The organism is Vibrio sp. SCSIO 43132 (assembly GCF_019904195.1).
Lineage (GTDB): Bacteria > Pseudomonadota > Gammaproteobacteria > Enterobacterales > Vibrionaceae > Vibrio > Vibrio nigripulchritudo.
Genome location: NZ_CP063200.1, coordinates 846,987 through 873,459, shown reverse-complemented (window position 1 = coordinate 873,459; position 26,473 = coordinate 846,987). Strand labels below are relative to the sequence as shown.

General features: G+C 43.9%; 26 protein-coding genes. 11 read left to right on the top strand and 15 right to left on the bottom strand.

Features of this window, described 5'->3' with window-relative positions:
* Positions 1 to 175: 175 nt before the first annotated feature.
* A complete protein-coding gene (locus INR79_RS22090; RefSeq protein ID WP_223099956.1) occupies positions 176 to 1,030 on the top strand; it encodes an endonuclease/exonuclease/phosphatase family protein in 855 nt (284 codons plus the stop codon).
* 75 nt (positions 1,031 to 1,105) lie between these two features.
* Here the strand turns inward: INR79_RS22090 and INR79_RS22085 are convergent, their stop codons facing one another.
* The 9 genes from INR79_RS22085 to INR79_RS22045 form a co-directional block, all read right to left on the bottom strand.
* Positions 1,106 to 1,870, bottom strand: coding sequence for a YoaP domain-containing protein (locus tag INR79_RS22085; RefSeq protein WP_223099953.1), 765 nt, complete (start codon positions 1,868 to 1,870; stop codon positions 1,106 to 1,108).
* Between the two features lie 30 nt (positions 1,871 to 1,900).
* Entirely contained in the window at positions 1,901 to 2,368 is a 468-nt protein-coding gene (tsaA, locus tag INR79_RS22080) for a tRNA (N6-threonylcarbamoyladenosine(37)-N6)-methyltransferase TrmO (RefSeq protein WP_022598707.1), read from the bottom strand.
* Positions 2,369 to 2,460: 92 nt separating this feature from the next.
* Entirely contained in the window at positions 2,461 to 3,327 is an 867-nt protein-coding gene (locus tag INR79_RS22075; RefSeq protein WP_223099951.1) for a GyrI-like domain-containing protein, read from the bottom strand.
* 195 nt (positions 3,328 to 3,522) lie between these two features.
* Positions 3,523 to 4,308 carry an alpha/beta hydrolase gene (locus INR79_RS22070; RefSeq protein ID WP_223099949.1) on the bottom strand — a complete coding sequence of 262 codons (786 nt, stop codon included), beginning with the start codon at positions 4,306 to 4,308 and terminating at the stop codon, positions 3,523 to 3,525.
* 337 nt (positions 4,309 to 4,645) lie between these two features.
* Entirely contained in the window at positions 4,646 to 5,068 is a 423-nt protein-coding gene (locus INR79_RS22065; protein WP_223099947.1) for a hypothetical protein, read from the bottom strand.
* Positions 5,069 to 5,256: 188 nt separating this feature from the next.
* Positions 5,257 to 5,814, bottom strand: coding sequence for a DNA topology modulation protein FlaR (locus INR79_RS22060; RefSeq protein ID WP_262415464.1), 558 nt, complete (start codon positions 5,812 to 5,814; stop codon positions 5,257 to 5,259).
* 163 nt (positions 5,815 to 5,977) lie between these two features.
* Positions 5,978 to 6,565 carry a hypothetical protein gene (locus INR79_RS22055; RefSeq protein WP_223099943.1) on the bottom strand — a complete coding sequence of 196 codons (588 nt, stop codon included), beginning with the start codon at positions 6,563 to 6,565 and terminating at the stop codon, positions 5,978 to 5,980.
* 200 nt (positions 6,566 to 6,765) lie between these two features.
* Complete coding sequence (locus tag INR79_RS22050) at positions 6,766 to 7,416, bottom strand: hypothetical protein (protein ID WP_223099941.1); 651 nt, start codon at positions 7,414 to 7,416, stop codon at positions 6,766 to 6,768.
* Positions 7,417 to 7,816: 400 nt separating this feature from the next.
* Positions 7,817 to 8,170 (bottom strand): hypothetical protein, encoded by a 354-nt coding sequence (locus INR79_RS22045; RefSeq protein WP_262415463.1) that lies wholly within the window; start codon positions 8,168 to 8,170, stop codon positions 7,817 to 7,819.
* Positions 8,171 to 9,026: 856 nt separating this feature from the next.
* Between INR79_RS22045 and INR79_RS22040 the strand changes: the two genes are divergently transcribed.
* Genes INR79_RS22040 through INR79_RS22010 form a run of 7 tightly spaced genes read left to right on the top strand, consistent with a single transcriptional unit; the run spans position 9,027 to position 15,341 of the window.
* Entirely contained in the window at positions 9,027 to 9,734 is a 708-nt protein-coding gene (locus INR79_RS22040) for a FadR/GntR family transcriptional regulator (protein WP_200768753.1), read from the top strand.
* A 14-nt stretch (positions 9,735 to 9,748) separates the two neighbouring features.
* The gene (locus INR79_RS22035; RefSeq protein WP_223099940.1) at positions 9,749 to 10,945 is read left to right on the top strand and encodes a mandelate racemase/muconate lactonizing enzyme family protein; all 1,197 of its coding nucleotides are present in this window, start codon (positions 9,749 to 9,751) and stop codon (positions 10,943 to 10,945) included.
* 59 nt (positions 10,946 to 11,004) lie between these two features.
* Entirely contained in the window at positions 11,005 to 11,976 is a 972-nt protein-coding gene (locus tag INR79_RS22030; RefSeq protein WP_223099937.1) for a sugar ABC transporter substrate-binding protein, read from the top strand.
* 29 nt (positions 11,977 to 12,005) lie between these two features.
* A complete protein-coding gene (locus INR79_RS22025; protein ID WP_262415462.1) occupies positions 12,006 to 12,986 on the top strand; it encodes an ABC transporter permease in 981 nt (326 codons plus the stop codon).
* 1 nt (position 12,987) lies between these two features.
* Positions 12,988 to 13,719, top strand: coding sequence for an ATP-binding cassette domain-containing protein (locus INR79_RS22020; RefSeq protein ID WP_045965376.1), 732 nt, complete (start codon positions 12,988 to 12,990; stop codon positions 13,717 to 13,719).
* Positions 13,720 to 13,728: 9 nt separating this feature from the next.
* Entirely contained in the window at positions 13,729 to 14,466 is a 738-nt protein-coding gene (locus INR79_RS22015; RefSeq protein ID WP_223099935.1) for an SDR family oxidoreductase, read from the top strand.
* On the top strand, positions 14,466 to 15,341 hold the full coding sequence (locus tag INR79_RS22010) for an aldose 1-epimerase (RefSeq protein WP_223099933.1): 876 nt from the start codon (positions 14,466 to 14,468) through the stop codon (positions 15,339 to 15,341). The genes INR79_RS22015 and INR79_RS22010 overlap by 1 nt, the downstream gene beginning before the upstream one ends.
* An 18-nt stretch (positions 15,342 to 15,359) precedes the next feature.
* Here the strand turns inward: INR79_RS22010 and INR79_RS22005 are convergent, their stop codons facing one another.
* Complete coding sequence (locus tag INR79_RS22005; protein ID WP_223099930.1) at positions 15,360 to 16,250, bottom strand: LysR family transcriptional regulator; 891 nt, start codon at positions 16,248 to 16,250, stop codon at positions 15,360 to 15,362.
* 99 nt (positions 16,251 to 16,349) lie between these two features.
* Here INR79_RS22005 and INR79_RS22000 point away from each other — a divergent pair, with 99 nt between their 5' ends.
* On the top strand, positions 16,350 to 16,826 hold the full coding sequence (locus tag INR79_RS22000) for a PaaI family thioesterase (protein ID WP_223099928.1): 477 nt from the start codon (positions 16,350 to 16,352) through the stop codon (positions 16,824 to 16,826).
* Positions 16,827 to 16,905: 79 nt separating this feature from the next.
* On the opposite strand, the gene kduD is transcribed toward INR79_RS22000, so the two are convergent.
* From kduD to INR79_RS21985, 3 genes are all read right to left on the bottom strand, one after another.
* The gene (gene kduD, locus INR79_RS21995) at positions 16,906 to 17,667 is read right to left on the bottom strand and encodes a 2-dehydro-3-deoxy-D-gluconate 5-dehydrogenase KduD (RefSeq protein WP_004402094.1); all 762 of its coding nucleotides are present in this window, start codon (positions 17,665 to 17,667) and stop codon (positions 16,906 to 16,908) included.
* 144 nt (positions 17,668 to 17,811) lie between these two features.
* Positions 17,812 to 18,861 carry a galactose-1-phosphate uridylyltransferase gene (gene galT, locus INR79_RS21990; RefSeq protein ID WP_223100264.1) on the bottom strand — a complete coding sequence of 350 codons (1,050 nt, stop codon included), beginning with the start codon at positions 18,859 to 18,861 and terminating at the stop codon, positions 17,812 to 17,814.
* Positions 18,862 to 18,902: 41 nt separating this feature from the next.
* Positions 18,903 to 20,531, bottom strand: a complete 1,629-nt coding sequence (locus INR79_RS21985) for a SulP family inorganic anion transporter (RefSeq protein ID WP_223099926.1) — start codon at positions 20,529 to 20,531, stop codon at positions 18,903 to 18,905.
* Between the two features lie 237 nt (positions 20,532 to 20,768).
* Between INR79_RS21985 and kduI the strand changes: the two genes are divergently transcribed.
* The gene (gene kduI, locus INR79_RS21980; protein ID WP_022598735.1) at positions 20,769 to 21,605 is read left to right on the top strand and encodes a 5-dehydro-4-deoxy-D-glucuronate isomerase; all 837 of its coding nucleotides are present in this window, start codon (positions 20,769 to 20,771) and stop codon (positions 21,603 to 21,605) included.
* A gap of 70 nt (positions 21,606 to 21,675) precedes the next feature.
* On the opposite strand, the gene INR79_RS21975 is transcribed toward kduI, so the two are convergent.
* Positions 21,676 to 22,044 (bottom strand): hypothetical protein, encoded by a 369-nt coding sequence (locus tag INR79_RS21975; RefSeq protein ID WP_223099924.1) that lies wholly within the window; start codon positions 22,042 to 22,044, stop codon positions 21,676 to 21,678.
* 1,501 nt (positions 22,045 to 23,545) lie between these two features.
* Between INR79_RS21975 and INR79_RS21970 the strand changes: the two genes are divergently transcribed.
* The gene (locus tag INR79_RS21970; protein WP_223099922.1) at positions 23,546 to 25,807 is read left to right on the top strand and encodes a hypothetical protein; all 2,262 of its coding nucleotides are present in this window, start codon (positions 23,546 to 23,548) and stop codon (positions 25,805 to 25,807) included.
* A gap of 160 nt (positions 25,808 to 25,967) precedes the next feature.
* Here INR79_RS21970 and INR79_RS21965 read toward each other — a convergent pair whose 3' ends face one another.
* On the bottom strand, positions 25,968 to 26,423 hold the full coding sequence (locus tag INR79_RS21965) for a GNAT family N-acetyltransferase (RefSeq protein ID WP_223099920.1): 456 nt from the start codon (positions 26,421 to 26,423) through the stop codon (positions 25,968 to 25,970).
* Positions 26,424 to 26,473 lie beyond the last annotated feature (50 nt).

Here is a 26,473-nt window from a genome sequence, read left to right as displayed (position 1 = left end):
AGAGACACCATTTAGTTTTCACTTTTAAAAAAGGGGCTGTTTCTCTGTTGAATTTGGCGAGAAGATTGAACAAAAACTGAACTATTTATGCTTCTTTGTGAAGCCATGCCAAGAATTTTATGAAACGTCCATTTATTTTATAAAGTAAATTATCAACAAGAATAAAGGACTTCTCATGAAAAAGTTAACGCTTGTAGTGACCTCTTTGCTTGCTCACTCTGTATCATTCGCTAACCCCGACCTCAATATTGACGGTCCTGTAGAAACCGAATCTATTCGAATCGCCTCCTATAACATCATGGCTTCGCGTATGGGGGACACAGAAGCCATCCGAGACGCAATAAAATCAATTGATGCCGATATCATTGGACTCCAAGAGGTAGATAACAAAACGGGTCGATCTGCCACTAACTTTGGTCAAGCAGACTCAGCGCCAATCAACCAGGCTGAATATTTTGCCAAAGAGCTGGGGTTACATTTTGCGTTCTGCCAAGCGATCGAGTTTGATGGCGGTGAGTACGGGCATGCAGTCTTATCTAAGTATCCTGTCGAGATAGTCAAAAAAGTCGAACTACCAAATAAAGACGACAAGGAGCAACGGGTTGCGTGCGCGGTTAAAGTTGAGGTGCCAAATTATCCGGCTCCTGTTATCGCGGTAACCGCTCATTTAGACCACACCGATACAGATTTGAGACTCGATCAAGTCAGAACATTGAATGGTAATTTCTCTGCCTGGCACTTTAAAAACGGGTTACCCGTGATCATCGGGGATTTAAACCTGCCAACTCAATCAAACGAATATTTTGAACTTCAGCAGTGGTTTATAGAAACCGATAAAGACTTGAAGCTAACGGCACCAGCATGGAATCCTGATCGAAAAATCGATTACATTATGACAAGCGCTGCCCAGCAATGGGACATACAAAACGTCGCGGTTCCAAAGCCGACAGATAAAGTTTCGGGTAAAGCCTGGTATGAAATTTCTGACCACTTACCTGTAATTGTTGATATGAAGCTGACGATGAAGTAACCCTGCGCAGAGTGTCACATCAACTACCCCACTATAAACAGGAAAGCCGTCTGGATTGGACGGCTTTCTTTATCTTCAAATTGACTCTTTTATGTACTTATCAAACCGAGTATCCATACAGGCACTGATGTCTGTTGTGACGAAATGACCTCGATAATACAGGCTGAATATTGTTGCCGGAGACGGGCAACTCTGTGCTTTCTCCAAAGTATCAAGTTTGACGATTTTTAGTGGAATACCTCGCTTATTGCAGCTTTCAACCAACGAACTCAAAACATGATATTCAGAAAATGGGCAGCGGTTCGAGTAATAAGCAACGCATCCGTCGAATTCAATTTCAGGGGATTGAACATGAGGTAAAAAGCGAGGTGGCTCTGCTTCATCGTTTAAAGGCAAATAGAGTAAAACAAAGTCATTTGGCGCTTCATCACAGATAGAAAAGCCCTGCTTTTTAAGCCAGTTCGTATCGCTCATAAAGCCTTTTTTCTTCTTCCCGACAACGGTTACCAGACCATTTTTTCCGAGCTTTTCTGCCGCCAACTTAGCTTTGCCGAGCAACTGCTTACCATGACCCGCACCTTTGTATTTTCCCGACACCCAAAAGCACCCGAGCGCAATATAGTTATCCGCCCTTATTGGTAGCCATGAATTCTCCGCTGGACCAAATTCAATGAAGACTTTAGCCCGTTCATCCAATCGAATGAATTCATACCCCTTGCTGAATTCTTCAGTTAACCAGGACTTTTTGGCTTCATAGCTCTCTTTGCACTTTTTGTCTGAAATAGCGCAGCATATATGCTCCGAAGCTATGTTGGATTGAGTCAGTGAGATATATTCCATATCGCTACCCCGCCATTGCTAATATTCACGCTAGTACACCAATACCTTACTCCAATCAAAGTGAGCAGAATCTTCGTACCATTCCGGCCAATTCTGACACCATTCCGCTACCCTGCTGTTTTTTACACGGTCAGAACAAGGGAGATACGGTTTAATATCAAGGATTGGCGTACCATGCTCTGCATCGACCCAATAGAGTGAAATAACGCCTTTTTCTACATCTATACTCTGAATCTCGACAATAGAAAGCAGCAAAGGATTGGGACGAAATGGTGAACGCGTAGCGAATACACCCAATGTATCGGGTCCCCCGTGGTAGGGATTAGTGCAGGTCAAGGTTTGCCTTAATTCTTCGGTATCAGAATGATGCCCCCACCATAGAAGCTGGATGTGGCTAAAGTTCTGGAGATCTTCTAACCCTTTTTGATATTGAGGCTGAATTTGGAGCTGGAATGTGCCATTTTCTGCATGGACCTGACCAATGGGTTCTATCTTCATGGTTATCGCCTTCTTGTCGTGAGATAACCTTCATTATCTACAGACGATAAAATAAGACTTTTCCATTCCTGCTAACCGTTTGTCCAGAACTGCTATTTAGCCGGAATAATGGGCACACAAAGATCGACATGGAAAAAGCGCTGCCCTTCGTGCTCGACCGGAACATTGCACCGCTCTATCGCTTCTCTTTCATTATCCATCTGATAACCGGATTTTGGTAACCAGACAGAGACCATCCAATCCCAGGCATAGGAAAACTCCGATTCTGTCAGGTAAAAAGTTCGAACGGCGTAAAGACCTCCACTCAATGTTGTGGCACTGACGTCTCCACTTGGTTTTATCCCCTCTTCTATTGGAATGGCAACCATCACTCGAAGTTGGGATTTGTCCGTTATAAAAGGGCTGTCGTGATAAAGATGATAAGAAGGCGATAAAGCAATCTGCCTTGGCTGTGCCCATTGCATAAGCCGACCGTAGAGGCTTTCAAACAACTGACCGTTAGAGATGAAATTGCCAATGTTTCGAACATAAGCCACCCGGAGAGCGGGCATCTGCTCAATCACGACAGTAGAAAGCGGTTCGCGAGTGATAGGCAAATGCACCTGAGCTCTGTCGGAGTCAATCCGAGCTAGATAATCATCGCGCCATTGGGTCGCACTTTTGCCAAAAACCTGCTTGAAGCTTTTGGCAAATGAGGCTGAATTGGAAAAGCCGCAACTTAATGCAATGTCTGTGATGGTTCTGGATTCAAAAATAAGCAGCCTTGCCGCTTTTTCTACCCGAAGACGACGTACAAACTGGTAGGCATTCTGACCAACACGTTGCTTGAAGATTCGGTTGAAATGGAACTCTGAAAAACACGCCAGTTTCGCGAGTTGCTCTACAGTAAGGTCCTTATCAAGGTTTGCCTGAATGTAATCAATAACCCTGTCTATCCGTGATTGGTACAGTAGTTCCATCTCGCCCTGCTCTGTTTCAATATGTATTGTTGATGCGCATAACTAGCTATCAAAATGAGTGGGTTTAGCTTAACGCACTTTGCGCCACTTCTACTAAGACACTTATTTATATAATTGGGTAATACAGCGTTGCTAATAGGATCCAACAGCTACAAGAGGAAACTCTCCGCAGCTGTTGGACCAGAAATAGCGGGATCAGAAAGTAAGGCGATCTTTAAAGAACCCTAATATCGTGCGTATTGCTTGCTGTGTGCACCCTTGGTTATCAACGATATCGAACGCGTGATTCGAATTGGGCAAGTTGAGCAAGGTTAAAGGCTGATTCTGCCTCAAGCATTGCGATACAAATGAGTCAATTGAATCGTTTAGCCCTGGCATTTCGTCCCTCCCAGCTCTTACAACCAATACTGGAGGCAGCTTCGCTAATATCCCCTCATTGCCTGGATGAACAAACCCAAAGGATTTCGAGGCAAGTTCAACGGCTTGTGAACCGAAACCATCTATCGCATAGCCATATAAGAAAGCTGCACATTTGACTTGAGTATTTTCAGCAAGAACAGACAACGCATTGGGTACATTTCCAGAACAAGACCAAATAGAGACTTTGTTTGGGTCAATACCTAGCGCAGTAGAATTGTCGTCCAGATACTGGAGCAAGGTGAAAATATCCTTCTCAGGATTAACATTTGTGTAAGTGATTGCCGCAATCCTAGACGCAGCAAAGAGCTGTGCCCATGATATATATTGCTGAACTTGTTTGATCTTCATTCCCGTCATCTGTTCAAAGCCAAAATCGGGATACCCTGTGACAAAAATGACGACGGGAACACAGCTCTTCATCGACTTAGGGTAATAAATATCCATAACTAGCGAAGGATTTACGTCGTAAGGTATGTTCGATTCACAGTGACCATCAAAGTTGACTGGATAGTGAATTCTTGAAGTGAAAAGTGGATTTATGTTTTGTGTTGAGTCGCTCATTAGCATTTTCTCTTTTTGATGGATTCAAGAGAAAATTTAAATGCCCAGAAAAGGCGAAGTATGGAGGGAAGTGAGCAACGGGATTCAAATAATGGAGATATGGTAGGCATCATAGACGAACGGGTCAAGTGCTGTTTTGCGATATTGCCGCCAGTCAAAAACCAGATTCACTTATTTAAATTCCAAGAAGGTGAAGGTGTTGAACATTACCCAAACTGAGAAATCGTAAACTCTACAAAACGACTAAAAAGACAAAAAGGCTAAAGGATTGTTTCTTTAGCCTTTGATGGCATATCTTTTCTTTCAGTTTAGTCGATGTTTATTAGCGATCAGCAACCTAAGAGTCTTGCTGATTTGGCTTGTTAAATACTGAATGAGTAAAAAGCAACAATGCCAAAACTATACCCATTGTTAGGGTTGCGAGGTAATTGATGGTTGAAGAAATAGCGTGATCCACTGTTGGCCCCATAAAAGGCATGAAAACAACCCCTGAAACCACACTAAATATATACAAGTTCTTTGCCCATGGCTTGGTTAGCAATATACCAATCGTCGAAACAAAATAAATTACCAGAAAAGGAATCGCTATAAATAGTACCGCTGAATCCGTGGAAGTAAACTCTGACTCCATTTCTTGAGTAAGGTATTCCTGCAGTAATGGTGGCAGTTGCGACTCCAACGAAAATGCAACTATTACACTTGCTACTACAAGGAATAGCTCCAATGCCACAAACCATTTTATTCTTTTTGTATTATCCACTGACTCTCCTTAGAAGTTAATTGTTGCTTTACGAAAATACATACTAATAAAGAACTCAAAATATCACACAGTTATCTGATACTTAAGGATAAAAAATCAGAACATACAAAATAACATACTCAAAAAAGACCTAACGCCCGATCAATTGGAGGCATCAGCTTAAGTAGACTCAATAACAAATGAGTTTATTAGCGACCTACTGCCTGCTTTAATTCTTCGTAATTTGAGCAATAAACTGTTTTGTCTTTATATTCTGAGGTGAAGTCAGCGATTCGCATCATGTTGTCGCTATCGAATTTTTTGTTCCACCGCCACAACTCAATGAAGGATGAAAATGTTTCTTTCCTAAAGTGACCTAGAATGAATTTCCGCACAAGAAACCTTTTCAGTATGCGCCACTGGCGTTTGAAAAGAGGTGGATTCAAGATCACGATGATATCGGCTTTTTGAAACGATTCTTCCAGCCATTTGTAATACACACCTTCAATTATCCAACTCTCATTGGACAAGATTTCTAGGAGTTTCTTTGTTCTCATTTCTTCACTGGCGCGGACGTAAGAATCCTGGCTTTGGTCCCAAAACACCCGGTCGAGATCGTAAGCAGTTAAACCGGATGTCTGCTGCAATTTCTTGGCGCTGTACGTTTTTCCGCTTCCGGGACCACCAATGATATGAATTTTCCTGTACTGCAAGCGTCCTCCCCATTTATTCCTAGTACTTATTCCAATATATTCGTTGCGAACCATACAACGCGCAAAGGGGGCGTAAAATAGCACACAGTACATTGATTTCTAATAAATTAATTCGTCTTTATATAAGGTGCTATACGCAAAAATGAGCAGCCCAAAGTAACTTCAATCCACATCCTCAAAATGCTAAGCACTGATCGATTATTCTTCGCTCCAAGATTTAAACTTGAACGACTCTGCGGCGATAGCTAACCATGACGAGTAAAAGTAAACACGCGATACTGACAGAAAGAGGGAACAATACAGTTGCGACTGAATAGTGCTCCAGTGCCAGAAGCGCAAAGGTATTCCTTGCCATGAAAAGCAGGAAGAAAGGAACATTTTCATCGTGAGGGAAATCATAGGCTTTTCGGATTGTCGGTCCGAAGCCAAGTAAGTCAACGGTCGTCAGCACAACCACAGCCCATAGAGGATCAGAAGTGAAGTACCAAAATGGTAACGAGGTCAGAGCTGCCAGGAAGAATACCCAATCAGTACGTGTAATCGATACATCGGAGCTCTTAATAAATGCCAAGAGGGCGACAAGTATAGTGATTGCGCCTGAAACTCCGATAGGCCACGCACCTATACCGCCTTTGGCTTCAAGTTGGGCAAAAAATACGATGCCAGTAGTTGTACCCCATATAATCCACGAAAACACATGCGGTTTCGTCTTACCTGAGACTGTTGACTTGATATAAGGAACAAATGCAACAAACGTAAGGACAATTGCTAATCCACTAAAGGCAATCTTAAAGCTTATATCCATATCTGCGGCATCCTATTACGTCGGCACTGTAAACGAATTTCTCACAATACAGACGAATTTCAAAGGTCGCGCGTTGAGATTAATGTTTCTTTGACAGCTCCCCTTCGGTAGATGGCTTTGTTGTGTGGATGGATTGGCTGCTGATGCAGCCAATGTCGGTAGGCTATTATTGGGTATTGGGCGATGGAGGTTAATATGTTTTATATGCCATTTAGATTACGCCACTCTTTGACTTTTTTCTTAACACTTCGACTAAAACCATAACGAACGCCATTTATTACGATATTGTCACATCCATACATGGATTTGAGGCCCCATAAATGACCAGACCTACACATGATCAGCAAAATATCACCAGATTTAGCCTTTGGGATAAGGACGGTTCTAAGATAATTCTGTGCAACCCAAGCACTTGGGAGGCAATTCGCAACTTTTTTAACTCTATCCATGTTAATTGATGCATATGGAACAAGATTGAAAACCGAAATATGTTTGCCTGCTAGTTCAATGTGACCATCAAATAAACTATTGGCTATCACCCCAAACCATTGGTTCCAACCTGGCAAATGGTGTGGATAGTCATTAGTTCCTAGTAATTGGTCATATAGCTCCGATTTAAACTCAGGACTTCGGACTGTATCTAATGACAAATCATCAACTCCTGGATTTGCATAACACAAAACAATTTTTGCAGTTTTTAGAGGTCCATATATTGCACCAGGAGGAAACGAAAAATCCAAATCATCACCGACGAGATGACTAAGTTCTCTCAAAATTATCTCATCTTCATGATGAATACATCTACCAGACTTATCAACGGTTACCTCACGCCAAAATTCAAAAAGATCCACAACTACTCCTACTGAAAAAAATTAGTAACTGAAATATAACGATTAACGTAAACACCCTGTCTAAAAGTTGACAACATAGATATGGCATCGGTTAAAACTGTAAACACCATATATAATAGTTCTTATAATGGAGGCATAGAATTAGCTAAAGATTACCTTCATGTTCATGTCTTAGACTCGGACGACAAATGTTTCGTGCCTAATCAGATAAATTTGATGGCGGAGATACATCTATAAGAAAATTTATGTATATATTTTGTCCCTCTATATTCTATAATCAAAGTGATAAATCGGAGTAAATGACTTTAGTTTTCGACAGGAATTGGCTGCGAATGCAGCCAACAGAGTACAATAAGCTACTGACGGGTAGGACCTTAATACGTGTAAGATACTACTTTCTTCAGTCTCTTTGGTATATTACTGTCAATGTACTATTAAATTTATTTTTTGCAATTTCATAATCAGGGTTATAGGTTGCCAAATTGTGAATACCAACCCCTATTGCTGTAAATATTCCAGCAACTTGAGTAACTCCTGTAGGGATCACCATACCTCCCATTGCGGCACTTCGATACTCGGTATATACACGACAACTCAAGTTTTGTTTTTCTATTTCACCTTCTATCTTATTTACTACAAATGAGATATCCCTCACCGCAACGACTTGAAAAGAGTCTTTAGCTTCTACTAACTCTGAGATTTTCTCTTTCGTTAGCTCATCAGCCTTAAATCTTTTAATATCTATTTCACTCATATTATCTCTCTAGCACAGCTGTATTAATAGCCAAAGATTATTTTCTTATAGCTTTAGAATTGACATAAAATTCAAATCATTGATTTTATGTCAATTTGAATTATTCCATCAATGACTTCATTCAATATATGAAAACTTATTTTCAATTACATACAAATTTGCGATCTAAGTTAATAACACAGGAACTAACCTTCTTAACGGAAAATAATTTTTTGTCTATAAGCTTCCGGTTTGATTACGTTTAACCCAAACTTACCCCTTTATATGGACATGTACAAATTATCGCATTTCACAAAAAGATCATTACTTAATTGGTGGAATTTTCTTAAAGTGACATAAATAAAACTCTCTTCGCATTTGCCACTCATTCTTAATTTCGGACAAAACCACAGTGCCATGTGCTATTTATTTTTGATCTACGTAATATCACCAAATATCTCTTTTATACCTTTATCTGAACAGCAAATCGTAGATGATAAGCTAGGACATATCTTCCTAGCTTTTCCCTCCATTTTTGGTCGACTAGAAATTGTTCTGAACACTTGGATGGAAGCTTGCAATCAATTGGTAAGAAACACCATTTCAGGCTGAGAGAAAGTAAATCAGAAAACAAATCTTAGCTCTTTCTTCTTCTGACAAAGAAAACCTTATGCGTTGCTGAGCTTCATTCATAAACATCTCATCTCTAGATAAGCAACAAAACACCCACAACACTAAGCAACTTCACCCATTTTTACCACTCAATTTCTGAGCAACAGTTCACAATTAGCTACAAACCTGTATGACAGGTTTTTACTTATCGGTGGAAGGTAGCCTTACAGATTGCAGAATTTAGAGTGCGACTTCCGTTATTGCCATGAATTACATCGAAAGCACAAACAGCAGCTTAGTGAGTGAAGCGATTGGAGAAATCACCGCTTTTATGAGGGGTGCGGATTTGTCGCCCGGAGACAAGTTACCCAGCGAATCCTACTTTGCACGCGAGCTGAACAAATCCAGAACCGTGGTGCGGGAAGCGTTTCGCTCTCTGGCGGCGTTAAACCTGATCAAGCTGAACGCTGGCAAGCGGGCTGAAGTGGCGGCGCTGGATTACTCCACCATTTCACCTGTGATTGAGCACGGCATCCATACCGAACAAATTTCGGTTCAGCAGGTGTACGACGTAAGAAGAACTATCGAAATGCGAACGGCTACATTAGCAGCGTTAAGACGAAGTGAAACTCAGGCAGAAACCATACTATTTCACGCTAAGTCGATGGTGGCACACCGAGATAACCCAGAAAACATCATGAGCCATGACATCGCGTTCCACCAGACTATCGCCATGGCTTCCTGCAACCCTATTTTCGCTCTGATGATTGGCGCGTTTGAAGGGGTCACTAAACTCACCTGGCCGGTTGGGTGGAAAAGCAGAGAGTCGCAGGACAAACAAGAATTTATGCTGAATGTGCACCTCGCGATTGCCGAAGCCATAAGAGATGGCAACCCACAAGAAGCCAATAAGCAGATGGCGCTTCACTTTGATGAAAGTGTTCGGGCACTGCTGGAAGCGGGCATTCAATAAAGGTTAGGTAGGATATGAAAATTACCCAGCTTGAAACCATCACCGTCGCCGAACACCCTAACTTGTTGTGGATTCAGGTTCACACCGATGTCGGGCTTATTGGATTAGGGGAAACGTTTTTCGGCGCAAAAGCAGTCGAAGCGTATGTTCATGAAACGTTAGCGCCCTTGGTTTTGGGGCAAGATCCCCGCCAGATTGACCGACTCAACCAGTCCATATCCACTTACTTAGGCTTTCGTTCAACGGGCGTCGAAACGCGCGGTAATTCCGCTTTTGATATTGCCCTTTGGGACTTGTTTGGAAAGTTAACACAGCAACCCATCGCCCAACTTCTTGGTGGTTTCTCCCGAAATGAAATTCGAACCTACAACACCTGCGCAGGTATCGAATACATGAAAGAAGCCAAAGGTCAGCGAACTGAAAACTACGGGTTAGCTGGAAAAAGCCATAAATACGACGACCTGAATGGATTTCTGCACAGAGCAGACGAGCTTGCAGAATCACTGCTTGATGACGGTATCACCGCCATGAAGATCTGGCCGTTTGATATGGCAGCAGAGAAAAACCGTGGGCTGTCGATTTCCAAATCCGATCTCAAGCAGGCGTTAATTCCGTTCGAAAAGATTCGGAAAGCGGTGGGCGACAAAATCGACATCATGGTGGAGTTTCATTCGATGTGGCAGTTGTTGCCTGCCATGGAAATCGCCCGAGAGCTGGCAGAGTTCGATACCTACTGGCATGAAGACCCAATCAAAATGGAAAATCTGGATGACCTTGTCCGTTACGCGAGTGCGTCTAAAGCGCCAGTTTGTGCGTCGGAAACCTTAGGGGGCAGAGCGGCATTCAGAGATTATCTTCAAACTGGAGCCGCCGGAATTGTAATGCTTGATGTGAGCTGGTGTGGCGGGCTGTCTGACGCCAAAAAGATCGCGACCATGGCAGAAACCTGGCACTTACCCGTTGCCCCACACGACTGCACGGGACCTGTGGTGCTGACAGCATCGACCCACCTCTCATTAAATGCGCCCAATGCCCTCATTCAGGAGAGCGTAAGGGCCTATTACAACACCTGGTATCAAGATTTGGTGACAGCGCTACCCACTGTTACCAACGGCACCATCACCGTGCCACCCGGGGCAGGATTAGGGCTGGAGCTCAATCCTGATCTCGATAAAGCGTTTACCGTTTCACGCCGTATCAGCAAACGGTAGCGGAGCGCCCTAAACGGGCTATCCAATGTTTCCCTATGAACGTCAATCAGGAGGACACGATGAGGAAACTAACTACTCTAATCGCATTATCTGCGGTCATGCTTTCAAGTGCGGCTTGGGCAAAACCGTTGAATGTGGTGTTTACGCACCATTCGTCGGCATCTAACCCTTTCTGGCAAGCGGTAAAAAAAGGATTTGATGACGCCTGCGACAAAATCGATGCCAAATGCCAGATGATTTTTACCCAAACCGAAGGGGCGATTGATCAGCAGGCAAGCAACATGATCGCTGCGTTAGCCACCAAACCGGATGTGCTGATCACATCGATTGTCGATAACAACGCCTTTGATGAAATCATCAGCCGTGCTCGTGCCAACGGCACCATTGTCATCGCCGCCAATGTAGATGACCTCGAAGGGGCGAACGGCAATGCAAGACAGGCCTTTATCGGACAGGGTTTTGCTCCTGCGGGATATTCGCTAGCGAAAAAAATGGCGGAGTTTTTCCCCAAAGAAGGACCTATTCATGCTGTTGTGGGCATCTCTGCTCCCGGGCAGAATTGGTCGGAACAACGGGGCGCTGGTGTGCTCAACTTCCTAAATGAATTTAAAGAAACGAACCCCTCACGCAATGTGAAAATCGTTCGTTTGGATACCGGGACAGATGGCGCAGTGGTTGCCGAACGTGTCGGTGCTTATGTGAACGCCAATCAGGATATTACCGTCTACTTCGATACGGGCTTGTGGCACGCCTACGTTGCGCAGACTCTGGCAGACAAAGGCATTCCACCCGGAAAAGTGCTGATGGGCGGCTTTGATATTGTTGCCGAAGTGCTTCAGCAAATGAAAGCAGGCTACATTCAGGTTCAGGTCGACCAGCAACCCTATATGCAAGGGTTTATGCCTGTGATGCAGGCTTATCTGGCGAAAAACTTTGGTCTCTCACCCGCCGACATCGATACCGGACAGGGCTTGGTTGTTAAAGAAGACGTCGACCAGCTATGGGATCTTGCCCGTAAAGGGCTTCGTTAGTACGCAAATGGAACGAGCCGGATATTGCGATGAAGAGACTAATAAAGCTTTACATGGAAAAACCCGAACTGGTGGGGATCGTATTCCTCATTCTGCTCGGTGTGATATTTGAAATCCGCTCCGACGGCGCTTTTCTTAACAGCGAAAACCTAAGAGGCATTCTGGGGCTATTACCTGAAATGGGGCTGGTCGCCATTGGAGTCACCTTGCTGATGATCAGCGGTGAGTTCGACTTGTCCGTAGGGTCGACCTTCGCTTTCTCACCTATGTTTATGGCGGTTCTGTTAGAACAAGGCTGGGCATTTGGGGTGGCTTTTCCATTGGGGTTGTTGATGGCGATGGTGATTGGGCTTATCAATGGCATATTGACCATACGCTTTGATATCCCCAGTTTTATCGCCACGCTCGGTATGCTCTTTGTGGTGCGTTCTCTTACCATTGTGATTTCCGGTGGGTTCCCTCCCCTTCTGCCTTTAGGCGTATTGCCGAAATGGCTGTTCACCGATTATGTCGGACCTTACGATTTCTTCAGGATGTCGGTGCTCTGGTTTGTGGCGATTGCGATTCTGGTATCCGTTCTGCTGTCGCGAACCAATTTAGGAAACTGGATTCGCGCGACTGGTGGGTTTCTCCCTGCTGCTCAGTCTATGGGAATTCCGACTGCTAAAGTCAAAATTGCCTGTTTTGTGTTGTGTTCATTACTTGCTGGTTTCGCCGGTTGCATTCAGGTGATGCGCCTTGGCGCGCCCTTGCCTTCGATTGGAGAAGGAATGGAGCTGCAAGCTGTGGCAGCGGCAGTGATTGGAGGAACCGCATTAACTGGCGGCATTGGCACCATTTTAGGTGGCATTGTTGGCGCGATTTTAATCCGCGTAATCGACAACGGGTTGGTATTGAGCCGTGTGGATGCTAACTGGTTCAAAATGGCGATTGGCTTGCTCACGATTATTGCGGTGGTTCTGAATGCCTGGCTTCGCAAGCGTGCCAAATCGATGAAAGTGGAGGTGTAACATGCAGTCCACCATTCTGGAATGTAAGAATCTTCACAAGTGGTATTCGGGTGTTCATGCCTTGCGCGGTGTGAGTCTGGATATCTACGCCAATGAAGCACTTGGTCTGGTGGGAGACAATGGCGCCGGGAAATCGACGCTCATTAATATCCTGTCGGGTACTCAGGTTCCCGATGAAGGTGAAATGTTTATGGAAGAAAAGCCTCTCACTCTGCGTAAACCCAGAGATGCCATGAACAAAGGGATAGAGACCATCTACCAGTACAATTCGATGGTGCCCACCATGTCCATTGCGAGGAATATCTTTATCGGTCGAGAGCCGATGAAAATGTCGATAGGCGGTATCGGTATCTTAGATCAGGAGAAAATGCGGCAAGAGAGCATTAAAGCGATAGCGGATGTCGATCTGCACCTGCGCTCTCCCGATGCCTTGGTTGGCGAGCTTTCTGGCGGTCAGCGGCAAGGGGTGGCAATCGCCAGAGCCATGCATTTCAAATCCAAAGTGATGATTCTGGACGAACCCACCAATCACCTGTCAGTAAAAGAAACCAACAAGGTTATCGACTTTGTTTCGGGGCTTAAGCATCAGTCCATCACCAGTATTTTCATCAGCCACAATATGCACCATGTGTTTGCCTGCTGCGATCGAGTGGTCGCCATGGCAAGGGGCGAAGTGGTTCTGGATAAACGAATTGAAGACACCTGCATTGAAGAGGTTCAGTCAATGCTGTAAGGAGAAACGATGATTTCATTACAAGGAAAGCGCGTATTACTGACGGGGGCATTAGGCACATTAGGTCAGGCTCAGACGGAGCAATTAACAAAACTTGGCGCGTACGTACTAGCTCTAGATTTGCCCAATCTTGTCGATACTCATTCAAATACAAATCCCAACGTAACGCTTGTTCCCTGCGATTTGAGCCAGATGAAAGAATCCCAGCAGATCGTTTCGGATTGCATCGCCAAACAGGGTGGCGTGGACATCTTGATCAACAATGCTGCTTTGATCATCAATCGCCCCTTTGAAAAATTTTCTCTGGAAGAATATGAAAGCCAGATCCGAGTCAACTCCTCCGCTGCATTTGCCTTGCTCTCCAGCGTGACTCCCCATATGAAAGCCAACCGTTGGGGAAGAATCATCAATTTCACCTCAATTACCTTAAATGGTCAGATAGAAGGCTATGTGCCGTATGTGGCATCCAAAGGGGCGTTATTTGGGTTAACCAAGTCTCTCGCTCGGGAGTTGGGCGAGTTTGGAATTACAGTTAACGCCGTTGCACCCGGTGCCATTGTCTCGGATGCGGAAAAGCGCGTTTTTGGTCATAAAGCTCAGGAATACAGTGACTGGGTGCTGGACAGGCAGTGCCTAAAGGTGCGTATTCAACCGGAATCTGTCGCACATTTGGTTGCTTTTTTATGTTCTGACTGCGCTAGTATGATCACTGGTCAAAATATAGGCATAGACGGTGGATGGTCCTGATGGAATATTTGGAAAATGAGTTCCTGCGAATAGAGTTTTCAGCTCAGCATGGTGCTGCAATCACCAAAGGTGAGGCAAAGGTGAATGGGCAGTGGGTACCATTTCTGTATTCCGACCAGTCCCAGAGTGGCAAAATCAACGCCAATGGCATGTATGTTTTAGCTCCCTTCTCGAACCGAATATCGAAAGGCGGTTTTGAGTTTGAAGGCGTTAAACACCCAATCAACAGAAACGTAGAAGCCGAAACCTACCCCCTTCACGGAAATGCCTGGCAATCCGAATGGGAAATGGAGTCGCAAAGCGAGTCTGAAATTCTATATCGCTTAGAAAACGCGTCTTTTCCTCCTTTTGATTACGACGCTGAACTCAAGTATTCGATTCAAAACAACACTCTCAACTGCAAGCTCAAGGTAACCAACAGAGGCAATAAGCCTTTGCCATTTGGAATCGGTTTTCACCCGTGGTTTTACCGGCATGAAGGAACAGAAGTCTATTTCGAGGCGTTGGGAATATGGCTGGAAGACGAAGAGCATTTGCCCACCAAACATCTGAGCTTAGTTGAAGCCGCTAACTGGAGTTTCAATGAGTTCAGAGCAATGCCGGAGCACCTCATCAATAATGCGTATACCGAATGGAATGGCTTAGCCACCATAGTGCAACCGGAAGATGGGCTTTCGATTCGGGTGACGGGTTCAGATCTGTTGTCTTACCTTATTCTTTATTCCCCTGATCAGCGCGCTGAGTTTTTGTGTTTAGAACCCGTCAGCCATCCGGTGGATGCACATAATCAGCGAAGCATGCCGGGGCTGGTGACCTTATCGAATGGAGAAAGTATTTCGGCGGAGATGTCGATTCGCTTGTCGCCGATAAAATAGAAATATCCATTTCGTCCCTTAAGAATATAAGCCGACAGGCTCCCCGATAACTTTTATAATGGATTCAGAAAGTGCAGAAGTAACCTGTATAGGGGTTGTCTCCTGCCATCTCAAACCGACACCTCGCTCAATGTCTAACCCTGAGACTCTTATACTGGTGAGGTTTTGAGGTACAAGATTTCTGGGAGCCAGAGTAATATTTTGGCTATTTCTGATTAACTCAAACGCGAGGCTTTCGCGCCATGTCCTAGCTTGAATGTTCAGTTTAACGCCTTCCGCTTTAAGCCTTGCTCTGCCAATTGGATCTAATTCACAGTTGGAACGATGGATAAAGGGGAACTTGGTAAGGTCTCGGATTGAAATCGCATTGGCTGTTCTTGCATAAGGGTGATCGGGGGCTACTACCGCAACTAATGGCTCTCTCCATAACAATTTTTCATTCGGCATTAAGCGCCCTACATTACCCAAAATCATGTCCACACGTTTCTTCGCAAACCAGCTTTCAATTTTGTTTGCTGAACCTTCCCATATATCGATTCTGGTATCGGGATTGTCACGCTCAAACGTTCGAAGCGCCTTAACTACGATATCCTGAGAAAACGTATCAAGGACACCCAATATCCATTTTGATGTCTGGTTACTATCTCCTGCAAATTCTGCTTGAGCAGATTCACATTGATTTAGGATCTCAATCGCTCGATGATAAAAAATTTGCCCTTTAGGGGTTAAGCGTAATGGTCGATTAGCTGGTCCACTTCTATCAAATAATGCCCCTCCTAATTCCTCCTCCAAAGCCTTTAAGCCAGCAGAGATTGAAGGCTGGGAGACGTGTAGCCGTTCTGAAGCTTTGATAGCGCTACCATAATCGACTACTGAGACTAGAAATCTCAAATGCTGAACTTTTAACATAGAAAACTCCTATATCAACCAAGAGGAACAATTGAATATAACTATATTAAAAGAATTGATATTTTGTTAAGTATATGCTCAATAAAACAAGGGGTATTTATGACAACCGTACTTCCTACTTTGCTATTCCTACAACAATATATTGAAGGTAGATTATCTTCTAATGTAACCACTGAAATGCAATACCCTACAGCTATATCGAAACTTTTAGGCTTCCGAATCACCGCTATTGAAAAGGGACACGCAGCAATAGAGGTAAATGCAGACCCTAGTATTCATGGTAATCAACAAGGTACTGTTCATGGAGGGTTTCTGAGTGAGCTCGCGGATGCGGCTATAGGGACTGCACATTCAACTGCGATTAATTCTGGTGAATCATTCACAAGCATTGATCTTCAAGTTAAGTTCTTCCGTCCAGTTTGGAAATCGATTCTAACGGCCAAGGCTAGTCCGGTAAGGCTTGGCAAAACGATAAGCCACTATCAATGCCAAATTTTTCGTTCAGATGGTCAGGTGGTTGCTTTTGCATCCAGTACAGTCATGACTCTGCGTGGAGACTCTACAAAAGGTAGATAACATTGTGTTCTAGTTGAATGTTCTCCAATATTGAAAAAGCCTGAGCATTGGCTCAGGCTTTGGCTGTTTGTGATTTTGGTTATCGCGCTAACCAGCCACCATCGACCGCCAGTGTGTAACCATTCACGTAATCCGATGCAGGCGATGCTAGGAATACGGCTGGACCAGCAATATCTTTTGGCAAACCCCAACGCTGAGCAGGGATTCGATCCAATATTTCCTGATTTCTTTCCTTATCTGCGCGCAATGCCGCTGTGTTGTTGGTCGCCATGTAACCCGGAGCGATAGCATTTACATTAATGCCTTGCGACGCCCATTCGTTAGCAAGAAGCTTGGTCACACCCATTACCGCACTTTTCGATGCAGTGTAAGAAGGTACGCGAATGCCCCCCTGGAAAGACAGCATAGAGGCGATGTTGATGATCTTTCCTCCTTCACCCTGTGCAATAAATTGCTTGGCAACTGCCTGAGACATAAAGAAAACACTCTTGATGTTGAGGTTCATTACGTCATCCCAGTCTTTTTCTGAAAACTCAAGCGCATCGTCACGACGAATGATGCCTGCGTTATTCACCAGAATATCAATACGACCTGCCATGCTGGTGGCTTTGTCTACCACCTGAGCAATCACATCGCTGTTGCTAAGGTCTGCGATGATTGAGTAGAAGTTCTGACCCGCCGCTTCAACAAGTGCGGGAGTATCTTCCGGATCGGAGTAGTTAACGCCAACTATGTCACAGCCTGCCTGCGCCAGTGCAACTGCCATACCTTGTCCCAAACCTGTATTACAGCCAGTGACGAGAGCAACTTTTCCTTTCAGGTTAAAGGTATCTAACACCATGTTCTTCTTCCTATTGTTGTAATTATCCGTTTCTAGAGCGTTCTCAAACAAAGAAAAGAAACTTTAATTTGTTTATATTGAAACATTGTTTCACTTAAATTTTAAGGCAAAAAATTTTTATGTAACGGATATGTGATTAAACTCTTAATTCTTCGATTTGTAGTGTGTCGTGCTGACATCTCTTAATCGCTGTGCAGCCTGCTCTGGAGTGAGATCGCGCTGGCTTTCTGCCATCATCTCGTAGCCCACCATGAATTTTCTGACGGTAGCGCTGCGCAGTAGTGGCGGGTAAAACGATGCATGAACTTGCCAGTGTTTGGGGTTCTCTTCCCTCTCTAGCGCACTGTGCCAGCCCATTGAATATGGGAATGAGCAGTTAAAGAGATTGTCGTAGCGAGTGGTGAGTTCTTTAATGGCGATCGCCAGATCGGCTTTTTGCTCGGCATTGAGATCCGTCAGCCTTGGAGCGTGAGCTTTAGGTAATAAAATGGTTTCAAATGGCCATGCTGCCCAATAAGGAACGAGTGCGACCCAGTGTTCGGTTTCCACCACAATACGATCTTTTACTGCTAGTTCACGCTGAACATAATCCACCAGCATGGTTGACTCGTGCAGAGCGAGATATTCCCGCTGAGACTTATCCTTTTTGGCAACAAGCGTAGGAACAAAACTGTTTGCCCAGACCTGACCATGTGGGTGAGGCTGCGAACACCCCATGGTTGCCCCTTTGTTTTCAAACACCTGAACCCATGGGTAAGTTTTACCTAGCTCCTGAATTTGTTCTACCCAGGTATCGATCACTTTCTCTATTGCTTGAGTATCAAGCTCTGGCAGTGTTTTACTGTGATCCGGAGAAAAGCAAATCACTCGGCTCTCACCTGTTGCGCTTTCCAGCTTAAATAGAGGATCGTCACCAGAACCTGCCGCTGGTACACTCTCAGTAAGCGCCGCAAAGTCATTTTTGAAAACGTAGGTACCTGAATAATCGGGATTCACATCTCCGCTGATCCGCGTGTTCGACGGGCAGAGAAAACAGTCCGGCTCGTAAGATGGTAAAGCCTGCTCATCGTTCATTTCCTGTTGCCCTTGCCACGGCCTTTTGGCGCGATGCGGCGACACCAGTACCCACTCTTCCGTCAGCGGATTGTATCGACGATGCGGATGTTCTGTGGCATCAAATATTTCAGATAACATGTCATTCATTACTGCTTATCCATTCTCTGGTCTATGGAAGACTAGGTTGATGCCATGTCAGACATCAGCCGCGTTAAACTGGGGTAAAACTGGCGCTCTGAGAACGTCTTGTCCCCTTTGAGCAAGCTCTCTCGTGGCGTGTTTTTGAAGCGACAAAAGAACACTTGTTTGCCAGAAGACTGGGAGAACTCCGCTAGCATGCGCACCCCCAGATGATCAATAAAGTTGATACCACGCCCTAAAATGATGATGTTAGGCGTGTCGATACTCTGTAGCTCGCTGTGCAGATGCTGAACACTGCCAAAGAAGATTGAACCATTGATCCGAACCACCTGAACTTTCCCGTTAAGCCTTTTGTCCATCGCCAGTTCTTCGCAATCCAGATGATCCACTACAGGTCTGGACGTGCGGCGTAAATAGAAGAACAGGGAAACAGCCACACCTACGTAAATCGAAAGTTCTAAGTGCATAGTCAGTGCGGCAATACAGGTCGAAGCCAGCACGATGAATTCTTTTCTGTCGTGTCGAACCACATCGAGAATATGGGGCACATCAATAAGGTTAAACGCCACAACCAGCAGGATACCCGCCATCCCGGCAATAGGGATGTACGCGGCATATTTAGCGAAAAACAACATGATGACCGCAAGGAAAATGGCGGCAAACACTGCCGCTAACGGGGTCTTGGCTCCGCTCGCATAGTTCACACCACTGCGCGTGAATGAACCGGAGGACACGTAACAGGAGAAAAACGAACCCGCGATGTTTGATAACCCCTGCCCGATAAACTCTTTATTGCTGTCGATGTTCTGCTTGGATTTTAAGGCGACTGAACGGGCTATGGAGATAGCTTCGACCAACCCGAGTAGAGCCACGGCAACAACCCCACTGATCATAGAATCATAAGGAAAGGCTGAAACATCAGGGACAGAAAATGGAGGAAGACCGCCAGAGACTTCACCCACTAATGAAATATCAAACCCAGCACCATTCATGCTGAAAGCCAGTGCCATTGATACCATCATGGCGATCAGCATATAAGGCAATCGCGGCGAAAGGTCTTTGATCACGATACAAGTCAAAATGGTCACCACACCTATCAAGAGCGGTGCGATATGGAAGTCATTCAGGTGTTGCCATCCTAATACAAGATTGTCTACAGCGGTTGCACCGGATGGGTAGTTCAAACCCAGCATATGCTTGATCTGGCTGGCGCTAATAACGATCGCAGCACCCGCAGTAAAGCCCAGTACCACGGAATGAGACACAAAGTTAACCACCGCCCCAAACCGAAGAAGCCCCAATACCAACTGAACAATGCCTGCAAACAAGGTGAGAGAAATCGCGAGTTGTATATAGAGATCGCTGCCTGGCGCAGCAAACTGACTGACCGTTGTAAAAACGATAACTGATAAAGCAGCAGTGGGACCTGAAATTAAATGATGAGACGAACCGAATAGCGCGGCAACCACAGCCGGGATGATTGCCGTATACAAACCGTATTCAGGTGGCAGACCAGCAATCATGGCGTAAGCCACACCTTGTGGCAGAACAATGATGGCACCCGTTAGCCCTGCCAGTAGATCGGCTTTTAAAGTCGACGCACTGATGCTTTTCCCCCAGGAGATAAAAGAGAAAAAGCTCTTAGCTGTTAGGCGCTGTTTTTTCATTGAAGACGCTCCGATTCGCTCAACCACTTACTGACTGATTTGACGTCATTATACGAATAAAAAACGCACCAACAACATTTTTAAAAAGCCGTTTCATTTATTTTTATGATTAAATAGAAATTATGTGACAGGGATTATAAAACGGTATTTCAAAAATTTATCGATAATCATCTCAGTGATAAAGTGAAGCTCATCAAGGGTAACGTCCCTGCCTTTAGTCATAAGAGAGAACAAACAATGGAAGTACGCCAAGCTATTCACAGCGAGCATGCGAAAACGCTAGGAACAGAAGCACTTAGAGATGAGTTTCTGGTAGAGAACATCTTTGTTGCCGACCAACTGACGTTAACATACAGCCATATTGACCGAATCATTTTTGGTGGTGTGCAGCCAGTTGAAACCACAGTTGAGCTAGACCCGGAACTGGGTGCTAAAATCGGCGTAGATTACTTTCTGCAACGAAGAGAACTTGGCTTAATCAACGTAGGTGGCGATGGTGTAATCGTGGTTGATGGCGAAGAATACAGCATCAATCATCAGGAAGCGCTATACATTGGACAGGGTGCAAAAGAAGTGACCTTCTCTAGCGTCGACTCAGCAAACCCAGCTAAGTTTTACTACAACTGTGCCCCTGCACACACTCATTACCCGAATAAGAAAATTACACTGGAAGAAGCCGCTCCAGTCACTTTAGGTGACGTAGCAACAAGCAACAAACGTACAATTTACAAGTACATTGTTCCTGATGTATTGCCAACATGTCAGCTATTGATGGGTCTGACCAAGCTGGAAGATGGCAGCCTTTGGAACACCATGCCGTGTCACACACACGATCGCAGAATGGAAGTGTATTTCTACTTCAACATGGATAAAGACGCAGCCGTATTCCACTTTATGGGTGAACCTAAGGAGACTCGTCACTTGCTGATTCACAATGAGCAGGCAGTGATCTCACCAAGCTGGTCGATTCACTCTGGTGTTGGTACTCAGGCGTACACCTTTATCTGGGGTATGGTTGGAGAAAACCAAACCTTTACCGACATGGACCACATTCCTGTCGAAGACCTAAGATAAGCTAAGGTCTTATTTTCTGCCTGACCCTATCCCCCCGTAAAGGCCAGGCAGAGCTATCAACACTGTAGCTTCAATTATTCCCTGGGGGTGCGATGTGTTTATCGTTATTTAGCTTATCGGCACTCAACATAAGTTCGAGTACCAATAACTGGTATTTATCAAGAGTACTCTCATATTCCAACTCAGAGCGAAGTGACTCGTATAAAGCAGCCCGACGAACCTTCATTTCTTCATTTGAAAACGAGCCTAACGTATTGACCTGCTTAATTTCATCAATACTCATATCGTAGAAATCAATTTTTTCATTTATTTGATCTAATAGGACTTGATACCGTCGGTTGTGAGCACGCCATTCTGCTTCTACAAGTTTATTTCTCATTAATTGAAGGCGCGCACGATTGGTCACCATTTTTTCTACCAAGGAGACTTTTAAGTCCATTATTGGTAGCGAATCCTGAATCTCAAATCCTCTCTCTGACACAAAGTACCTGCCCACAGAGACCAGAACCAACAGTAATACAGCATAGATAGCAATGATTTTATACAAAAGAGGAAGGCTACTACCCCGATAACGATATGACCTCGTTACGATGCCTCGTTGCCTTTTGTCTTTTGTCTTTTGTCTTTTGTCTTTTGTCTTTTGTCTTTTAGTTTATTCGTCCTAACGACTATTTCATTATCACTACCGACAACATCCTTGTTTAAGTTACACATATTGTCACCCAGTAAACCAATCGTTCAGGAGGACATTAGCCAACAACTTACAACACCTTTATCCACACTATAAATATGGAAATACCATACTAGCACAACTATTCCGTGCTGCTTAAACACCTCTATCGCAAAGAACAACCATTGTGAACAAATCCACATTTCTGACTAAGACAACTCCATTCTGGCTTAGTCGCCAACCTTACTGAGTGAGAAAGGCTAGTCTGTTACGGGTTATCTCTCAGGGTATTAAGAGTCGCTGTAATATATTAAATTCTAATGTTTCAACGCTTAACAAACTATGCTTCGTTGTAATAACAATAATGTTAGACCGTATATTTTAGGTGCATTACACAACTGAGCATTACTGTGAAAAAGCTACCTTGTAGGCACATGGAAACCACGATTAAAGAACAATCAAAACAAATGAATCTTCTAAACTAGATATTGAAGCCAGTACAAAAATTAATGGATAGACAAGAGTAAATAAAAGTTAATCTGAAAATTTTATAGAATAAAAGCCTGTAACAAATACATTTAAATATAGATTAAACAGTTACACAAAAAGCTCATAACAAAATAAAATAAGCTCAAAAACTTAGCAACAGAAATCAGAGAATCATAATTAAAACGCAATTTCAATATATTTTTTAATTTAATTATTTCACTTATATTACAAAAAAACGATATAACCTTTATTTTTAACAAAATAAAATAAATCAAAAATATTTTACAACCAATTGTTATTAAACAACTAATAACAAAAAACGCATTCAAGCCCCTTAATCAGCAAAATACCTAACCACTTATTTTGTAAGGTTTTTGATAAATACTAAACGGCATGTTATATAGGTGCACTTTTGACATATTTATAATCCAAGTGATAACATTTTACAAATATGAATAATTACAAAAAATCACACTTTCTTACACCAAATTTTTAAGGAGAGATTTGAGAAAAGAGTTTACTTCAGTTAATAACATTTCAAACAAACGTTTATATTTAAATTATTTTTTCACCTATAGATTATGTATTTCAAAGTTGACTGGCTTCTTATTCGACAACATCGAATATTTAGTTACTTATTACGCATATATAAAAGTCAACAGTAGATTTACGAGGAGTTCTTATGGGCGCACTTAAGTTATTCATACCACTTGTAATCATTATATTAGTTGGCTGTGACGCAGAGTCAGAAACAAAAACAGTGTCTTCAAATGGCACTATTGTGTCAGATCAGAATAATAATTCATCACAATCTCAGGAAATCAAAACCGTTCAACCAGAAGAAAATTCTACATCCGTTGACGGTAACGAAACATCTAACACCAACAAGCATGAATCGAAACCACACCAAAATGTCCCCAGTTCTGGTACTTCTGATGAAAGCGAAACTGAGTCAAACAATGAAGTAGAAGAACCCGAAATAGATCATTCTCCCCACACCACCACAAGTGCCCATAAAACCGACAATACCGCAGATGACTCCGCTGAAAGCGAGTCCGAATCCAGCAATGATATTGATGCACCTGATATAAGGCACCCCCATGCTGAAACCAGTAATGACACAAACGATGCAAATAACTCCTCTACCCAATCCGAAACTACCGAAAATAAAGAGCAAGTTGAAGCCGAATCCACTGAATCGACTAGCACAAATACTTCCTCGGAAACTACCAGTTCAGAGCAGACCACCAGCGAGCAAGTTACTTCCGAACCCACTGAGACGAACAGTACTGACAGCACTTCTGAATCAACCAGTTCGGAGCAAACCACAAGCGAGCAGGTAGCTACTGAGACTCAAGTAAACATTGAGAATTCAGAACAAACTTCGACTCAATCGGAAGCTACAGATAGTACCGAGCAAACTACTTTCGAACCCACTGAGACGACCAGTACTGACACCACTGCTGAATCAACCAGTTCAAAGCAAGCCACCAGTGAGGAAGTGACTACTGAGACTCAAGCAAGCATTGAGAATACAGATCAAACTTCGACTCAACCGGAAGCTATAGATAGTACCGAGCAAACTACTTCCGAACCCACGGAGACGACCAGTACTGACAGCACTTCTGAATCAACCAGATCGAAGCAAACTGCCAGCGAGAAAGTGACTACTGAGACTCAAGCAAGCATTGAGAATACAGAACAAACTTCGACTCAATCGGAAGCTATAGATAGTACCGAGCAAACTACTTCCGAACCCACGGAGACGACCAGTACTTACAGCACTTCTGAATCAACCAGTTCGGAGCAAACTGCCAGCGAGAAAGTGACTACTGAGACTCAAGCAAACATTGAGAATGAAGAACAAACTTCGACTCAATCGGAAGCTAAAGACAATACTGAGCAAGCTACTTCCGAACCCACGGAGACGACCAGTACTGACAACACTGCTGAATCAACCAGTTCGGAGCAAACTGCCAGCGAGAAAGTGACTACTGAGACTCAAGCAAACATTGAGAATACAGAACAGACTTCGACTCAATCAGAAACAACAGATAACACTGAGGAAACTGCTACCGAATTTACTGAGACAGCTAGTCCTGACAGCACTTCTGAGCCTTCTAGTTCAGAACAAACCACTAGCGATCAGGTGACGACTGAGACTGAATCAGACACTTCTGAAGAATCCATTTACGCGTATGACGACAAAACTACGTTATATAATTTGTCCCTAAGCTCTGAAATGGACACGGTTCCCGAAAATCACTCGATTCAATTAAGCCCTAGAGGCATCCATGGAGACGGTTCAAGTTCGTCTCTGATTGGCAAACCGCTGGTATGGCATATTAGTGACAGTTACGTTGCTAGCGTAAATGAGTCTGGAGAACTAACCGGACATGCAAGAGGAACCACTACTGTATCGTTTACCATTGATGGTTTAACGAGCAACACCATTACTATTACCGTCACTACGGGTCTTCTACCATGTGGAGGACAAATCAATGATACGGATATGTACAATGCTGGCGGATACTGCCTTAAGGTCATAGAAGGTTATTCCGGTGAAGCGGTTAATAAGTTGTTTACCGCAACACCAAGCCTTGAGGTGATGGATAAACTTGGTTACAAGTTAGATGACTCACGATACAACTACGGTCGTTCTTATGGCGCTATTTATCGGGAAACTCGTATAGATGGGGAATTTGCTCGCTTTAGATACGATGGTTGGGGCTGGCAAGATAACCCAGAAAGCGCTGACTTTGGTCGCTATGGGCAATTAGATCGATACTGCGAAGAACTTGGAACACTAAAATTCTTGGGGCGCACTAATTGGAAAAGACCAACAAGATACGAGTTGTACAGCCTGGTTTACTCACTGGGAGATCTTACGGCAAACTATGGCTGGCCAGCGTATTACGAGTATTGGACCAATCATCCCGCTAAAGAAAGCAGATTTTACTCTGTAGATTTAGTGAACAACATTACCAAGTCTCATTCTACTGGTCTAAAAAATTACGCGTCTTGTGTTTCCTACAATGACTAAAGCGAGAATATGCTACGTGAGCTAAATAAACTGATCTCGCAACCTTTTAAGCCAGCAGGATAACTGCTGGCTTTTGTGTTTCCTACGGTTTCAACATTGCCGATTTTATAGTTTGTCGGCTCCGCCTAGATATATTGTTGGTAACAGCAAATCTTTGACATTAACATGTAAGATCAAGCTCCAGCCACAACCTGTCTTTGTGTTGAATGCCATTCTCGAAAATAGGCTCCGGGTAATGCTCAAGAAAGTAATCGCGCTCAACTCGGATCACCCGAAAGCCAGTGCGTTGGTAAAACGTCAGTTGGTGCCCAAACGTACCCGTACCTAAACTCACCTTCTTAAAACCTTCTTTTTTCAATTCCTCGATAGTGAAATTCAGTAACTGGCTTCCCAGCTTTCTCCCCTGTTGTGATGGCCAAACCGCAATGTTCATTAGTTCACATTCTGTTTCGCTAGTTGGTTTACATACGCAAGCAGCCAGCACCATGTAATTTTCAGTCACCGCAAAACAGTGAGCCTGATGCAGGTACTGCTCTATTGCACTGTTATCGGGGTCGGCTTCAAGAAGAAGTTCAATCGGAATGGAGGTCGAGGCTATTCGGGTGAGTTTGATCATGAGTAAGTTAGTAGAGAATTAAGGGGAAGACGTTCCCCTTAATTTAACTC

What these genes read in the sequence shown, in the direction of transcription:
- INR79_RS22040 (WP_200768753.1), top strand. Translation starts at nt 9,027, where the DNA reads ATGAATTACATCGAAAGCACAAACAGCAGCTTAGTGAGTGAAGCGATT.
- INR79_RS21965 (WP_223099920.1), bottom strand. Translation starts at nt 26,423, where the DNA reads ATGATCAAACTCACCCGAATAGCCTCGACCTCCATTCCGATTGAACTT.
- INR79_RS22085 (WP_223099953.1), bottom strand. Translation starts at nt 1,870, where the DNA reads ATGGAATATATCTCACTGACTCAATCCAACATAGCTTCGGAGCATATA.
- INR79_RS22055 (WP_223099943.1), bottom strand. Translation starts at nt 6,565, where the DNA reads ATGGATATAAGCTTTAAGATTGCCTTTAGTGGATTAGCAATTGTCCTT.
- INR79_RS22025 (WP_262415462.1), top strand. Translation starts at nt 12,006, where the DNA reads ATGAAGAGACTAATAAAGCTTTACATGGAAAAACCCGAACTGGTGGGG.
- galT (WP_223100264.1), bottom strand. Translation starts at nt 18,861, where the DNA reads ATGTTATCTGAAATATTTGATGCCACAGAACATCCGCATCGTCGATAC.
- INR79_RS22030 (WP_223099937.1), top strand. Translation starts at nt 11,005, where the DNA reads ATGAGGAAACTAACTACTCTAATCGCATTATCTGCGGTCATGCTTTCA.
- INR79_RS22045 (WP_262415463.1), bottom strand. Translation starts at nt 8,170, where the DNA reads ATGAGTGAAATAGATATTAAAAGATTTAAGGCTGATGAGCTAACGAAA.
- INR79_RS21975 (WP_223099924.1), bottom strand. Translation starts at nt 22,044, where the DNA reads ATGGACTTAAAAGTCTCCTTGGTAGAAAAAATGGTGACCAATCGTGCG.
- INR79_RS22015 (WP_223099935.1), top strand. Translation starts at nt 13,729, where the DNA reads ATGATTTCATTACAAGGAAAGCGCGTATTACTGACGGGGGCATTAGGC.
- INR79_RS22060 (WP_262415464.1), bottom strand. Translation starts at nt 5,814, where the DNA reads ATGGTTCGCAACGAATATATTGGAATAAGTACTAGGAATAAATGGGGA.
- INR79_RS22070 (WP_223099949.1), bottom strand. Translation starts at nt 4,308, where the DNA reads ATGAGCGACTCAACACAAAACATAAATCCACTTTTCACTTCAAGAATT.
- INR79_RS22020 (WP_045965376.1), top strand. Translation starts at nt 12,988, where the DNA reads ATGCAGTCCACCATTCTGGAATGTAAGAATCTTCACAAGTGGTATTCG.
- INR79_RS21985 (WP_223099926.1), bottom strand. Translation starts at nt 20,531, where the DNA reads ATGAAAAAACAGCGCCTAACAGCTAAGAGCTTTTTCTCTTTTATCTCC.
- tsaA (WP_022598707.1), bottom strand. Translation starts at nt 2,368, where the DNA reads ATGAAGATAGAACCCATTGGTCAGGTCCATGCAGAAAATGGCACATTC.
- INR79_RS22090 (WP_223099956.1), top strand. Translation starts at nt 176, where the DNA reads ATGAAAAAGTTAACGCTTGTAGTGACCTCTTTGCTTGCTCACTCTGTA.
- INR79_RS22010 (WP_223099933.1), top strand. Translation starts at nt 14,466, where the DNA reads ATGGAATATTTGGAAAATGAGTTCCTGCGAATAGAGTTTTCAGCTCAG.
- INR79_RS22035 (WP_223099940.1), top strand. Translation starts at nt 9,749, where the DNA reads ATGAAAATTACCCAGCTTGAAACCATCACCGTCGCCGAACACCCTAAC.
- kduD (WP_004402094.1), bottom strand. Translation starts at nt 17,667, where the DNA reads ATGGTGTTAGATACCTTTAACCTGAAAGGAAAAGTTGCTCTCGTCACT.
- INR79_RS22075 (WP_223099951.1), bottom strand. Translation starts at nt 3,327, where the DNA reads ATGGAACTACTGTACCAATCACGGATAGACAGGGTTATTGATTACATT.
- INR79_RS22005 (WP_223099930.1), bottom strand. Translation starts at nt 16,250, where the DNA reads ATGTTAAAAGTTCAGCATTTGAGATTTCTAGTCTCAGTAGTCGATTAT.
- INR79_RS22000 (WP_223099928.1), top strand. Translation starts at nt 16,350, where the DNA reads ATGACAACCGTACTTCCTACTTTGCTATTCCTACAACAATATATTGAA.
- kduI (WP_022598735.1), top strand. Translation starts at nt 20,769, where the DNA reads ATGGAAGTACGCCAAGCTATTCACAGCGAGCATGCGAAAACGCTAGGA.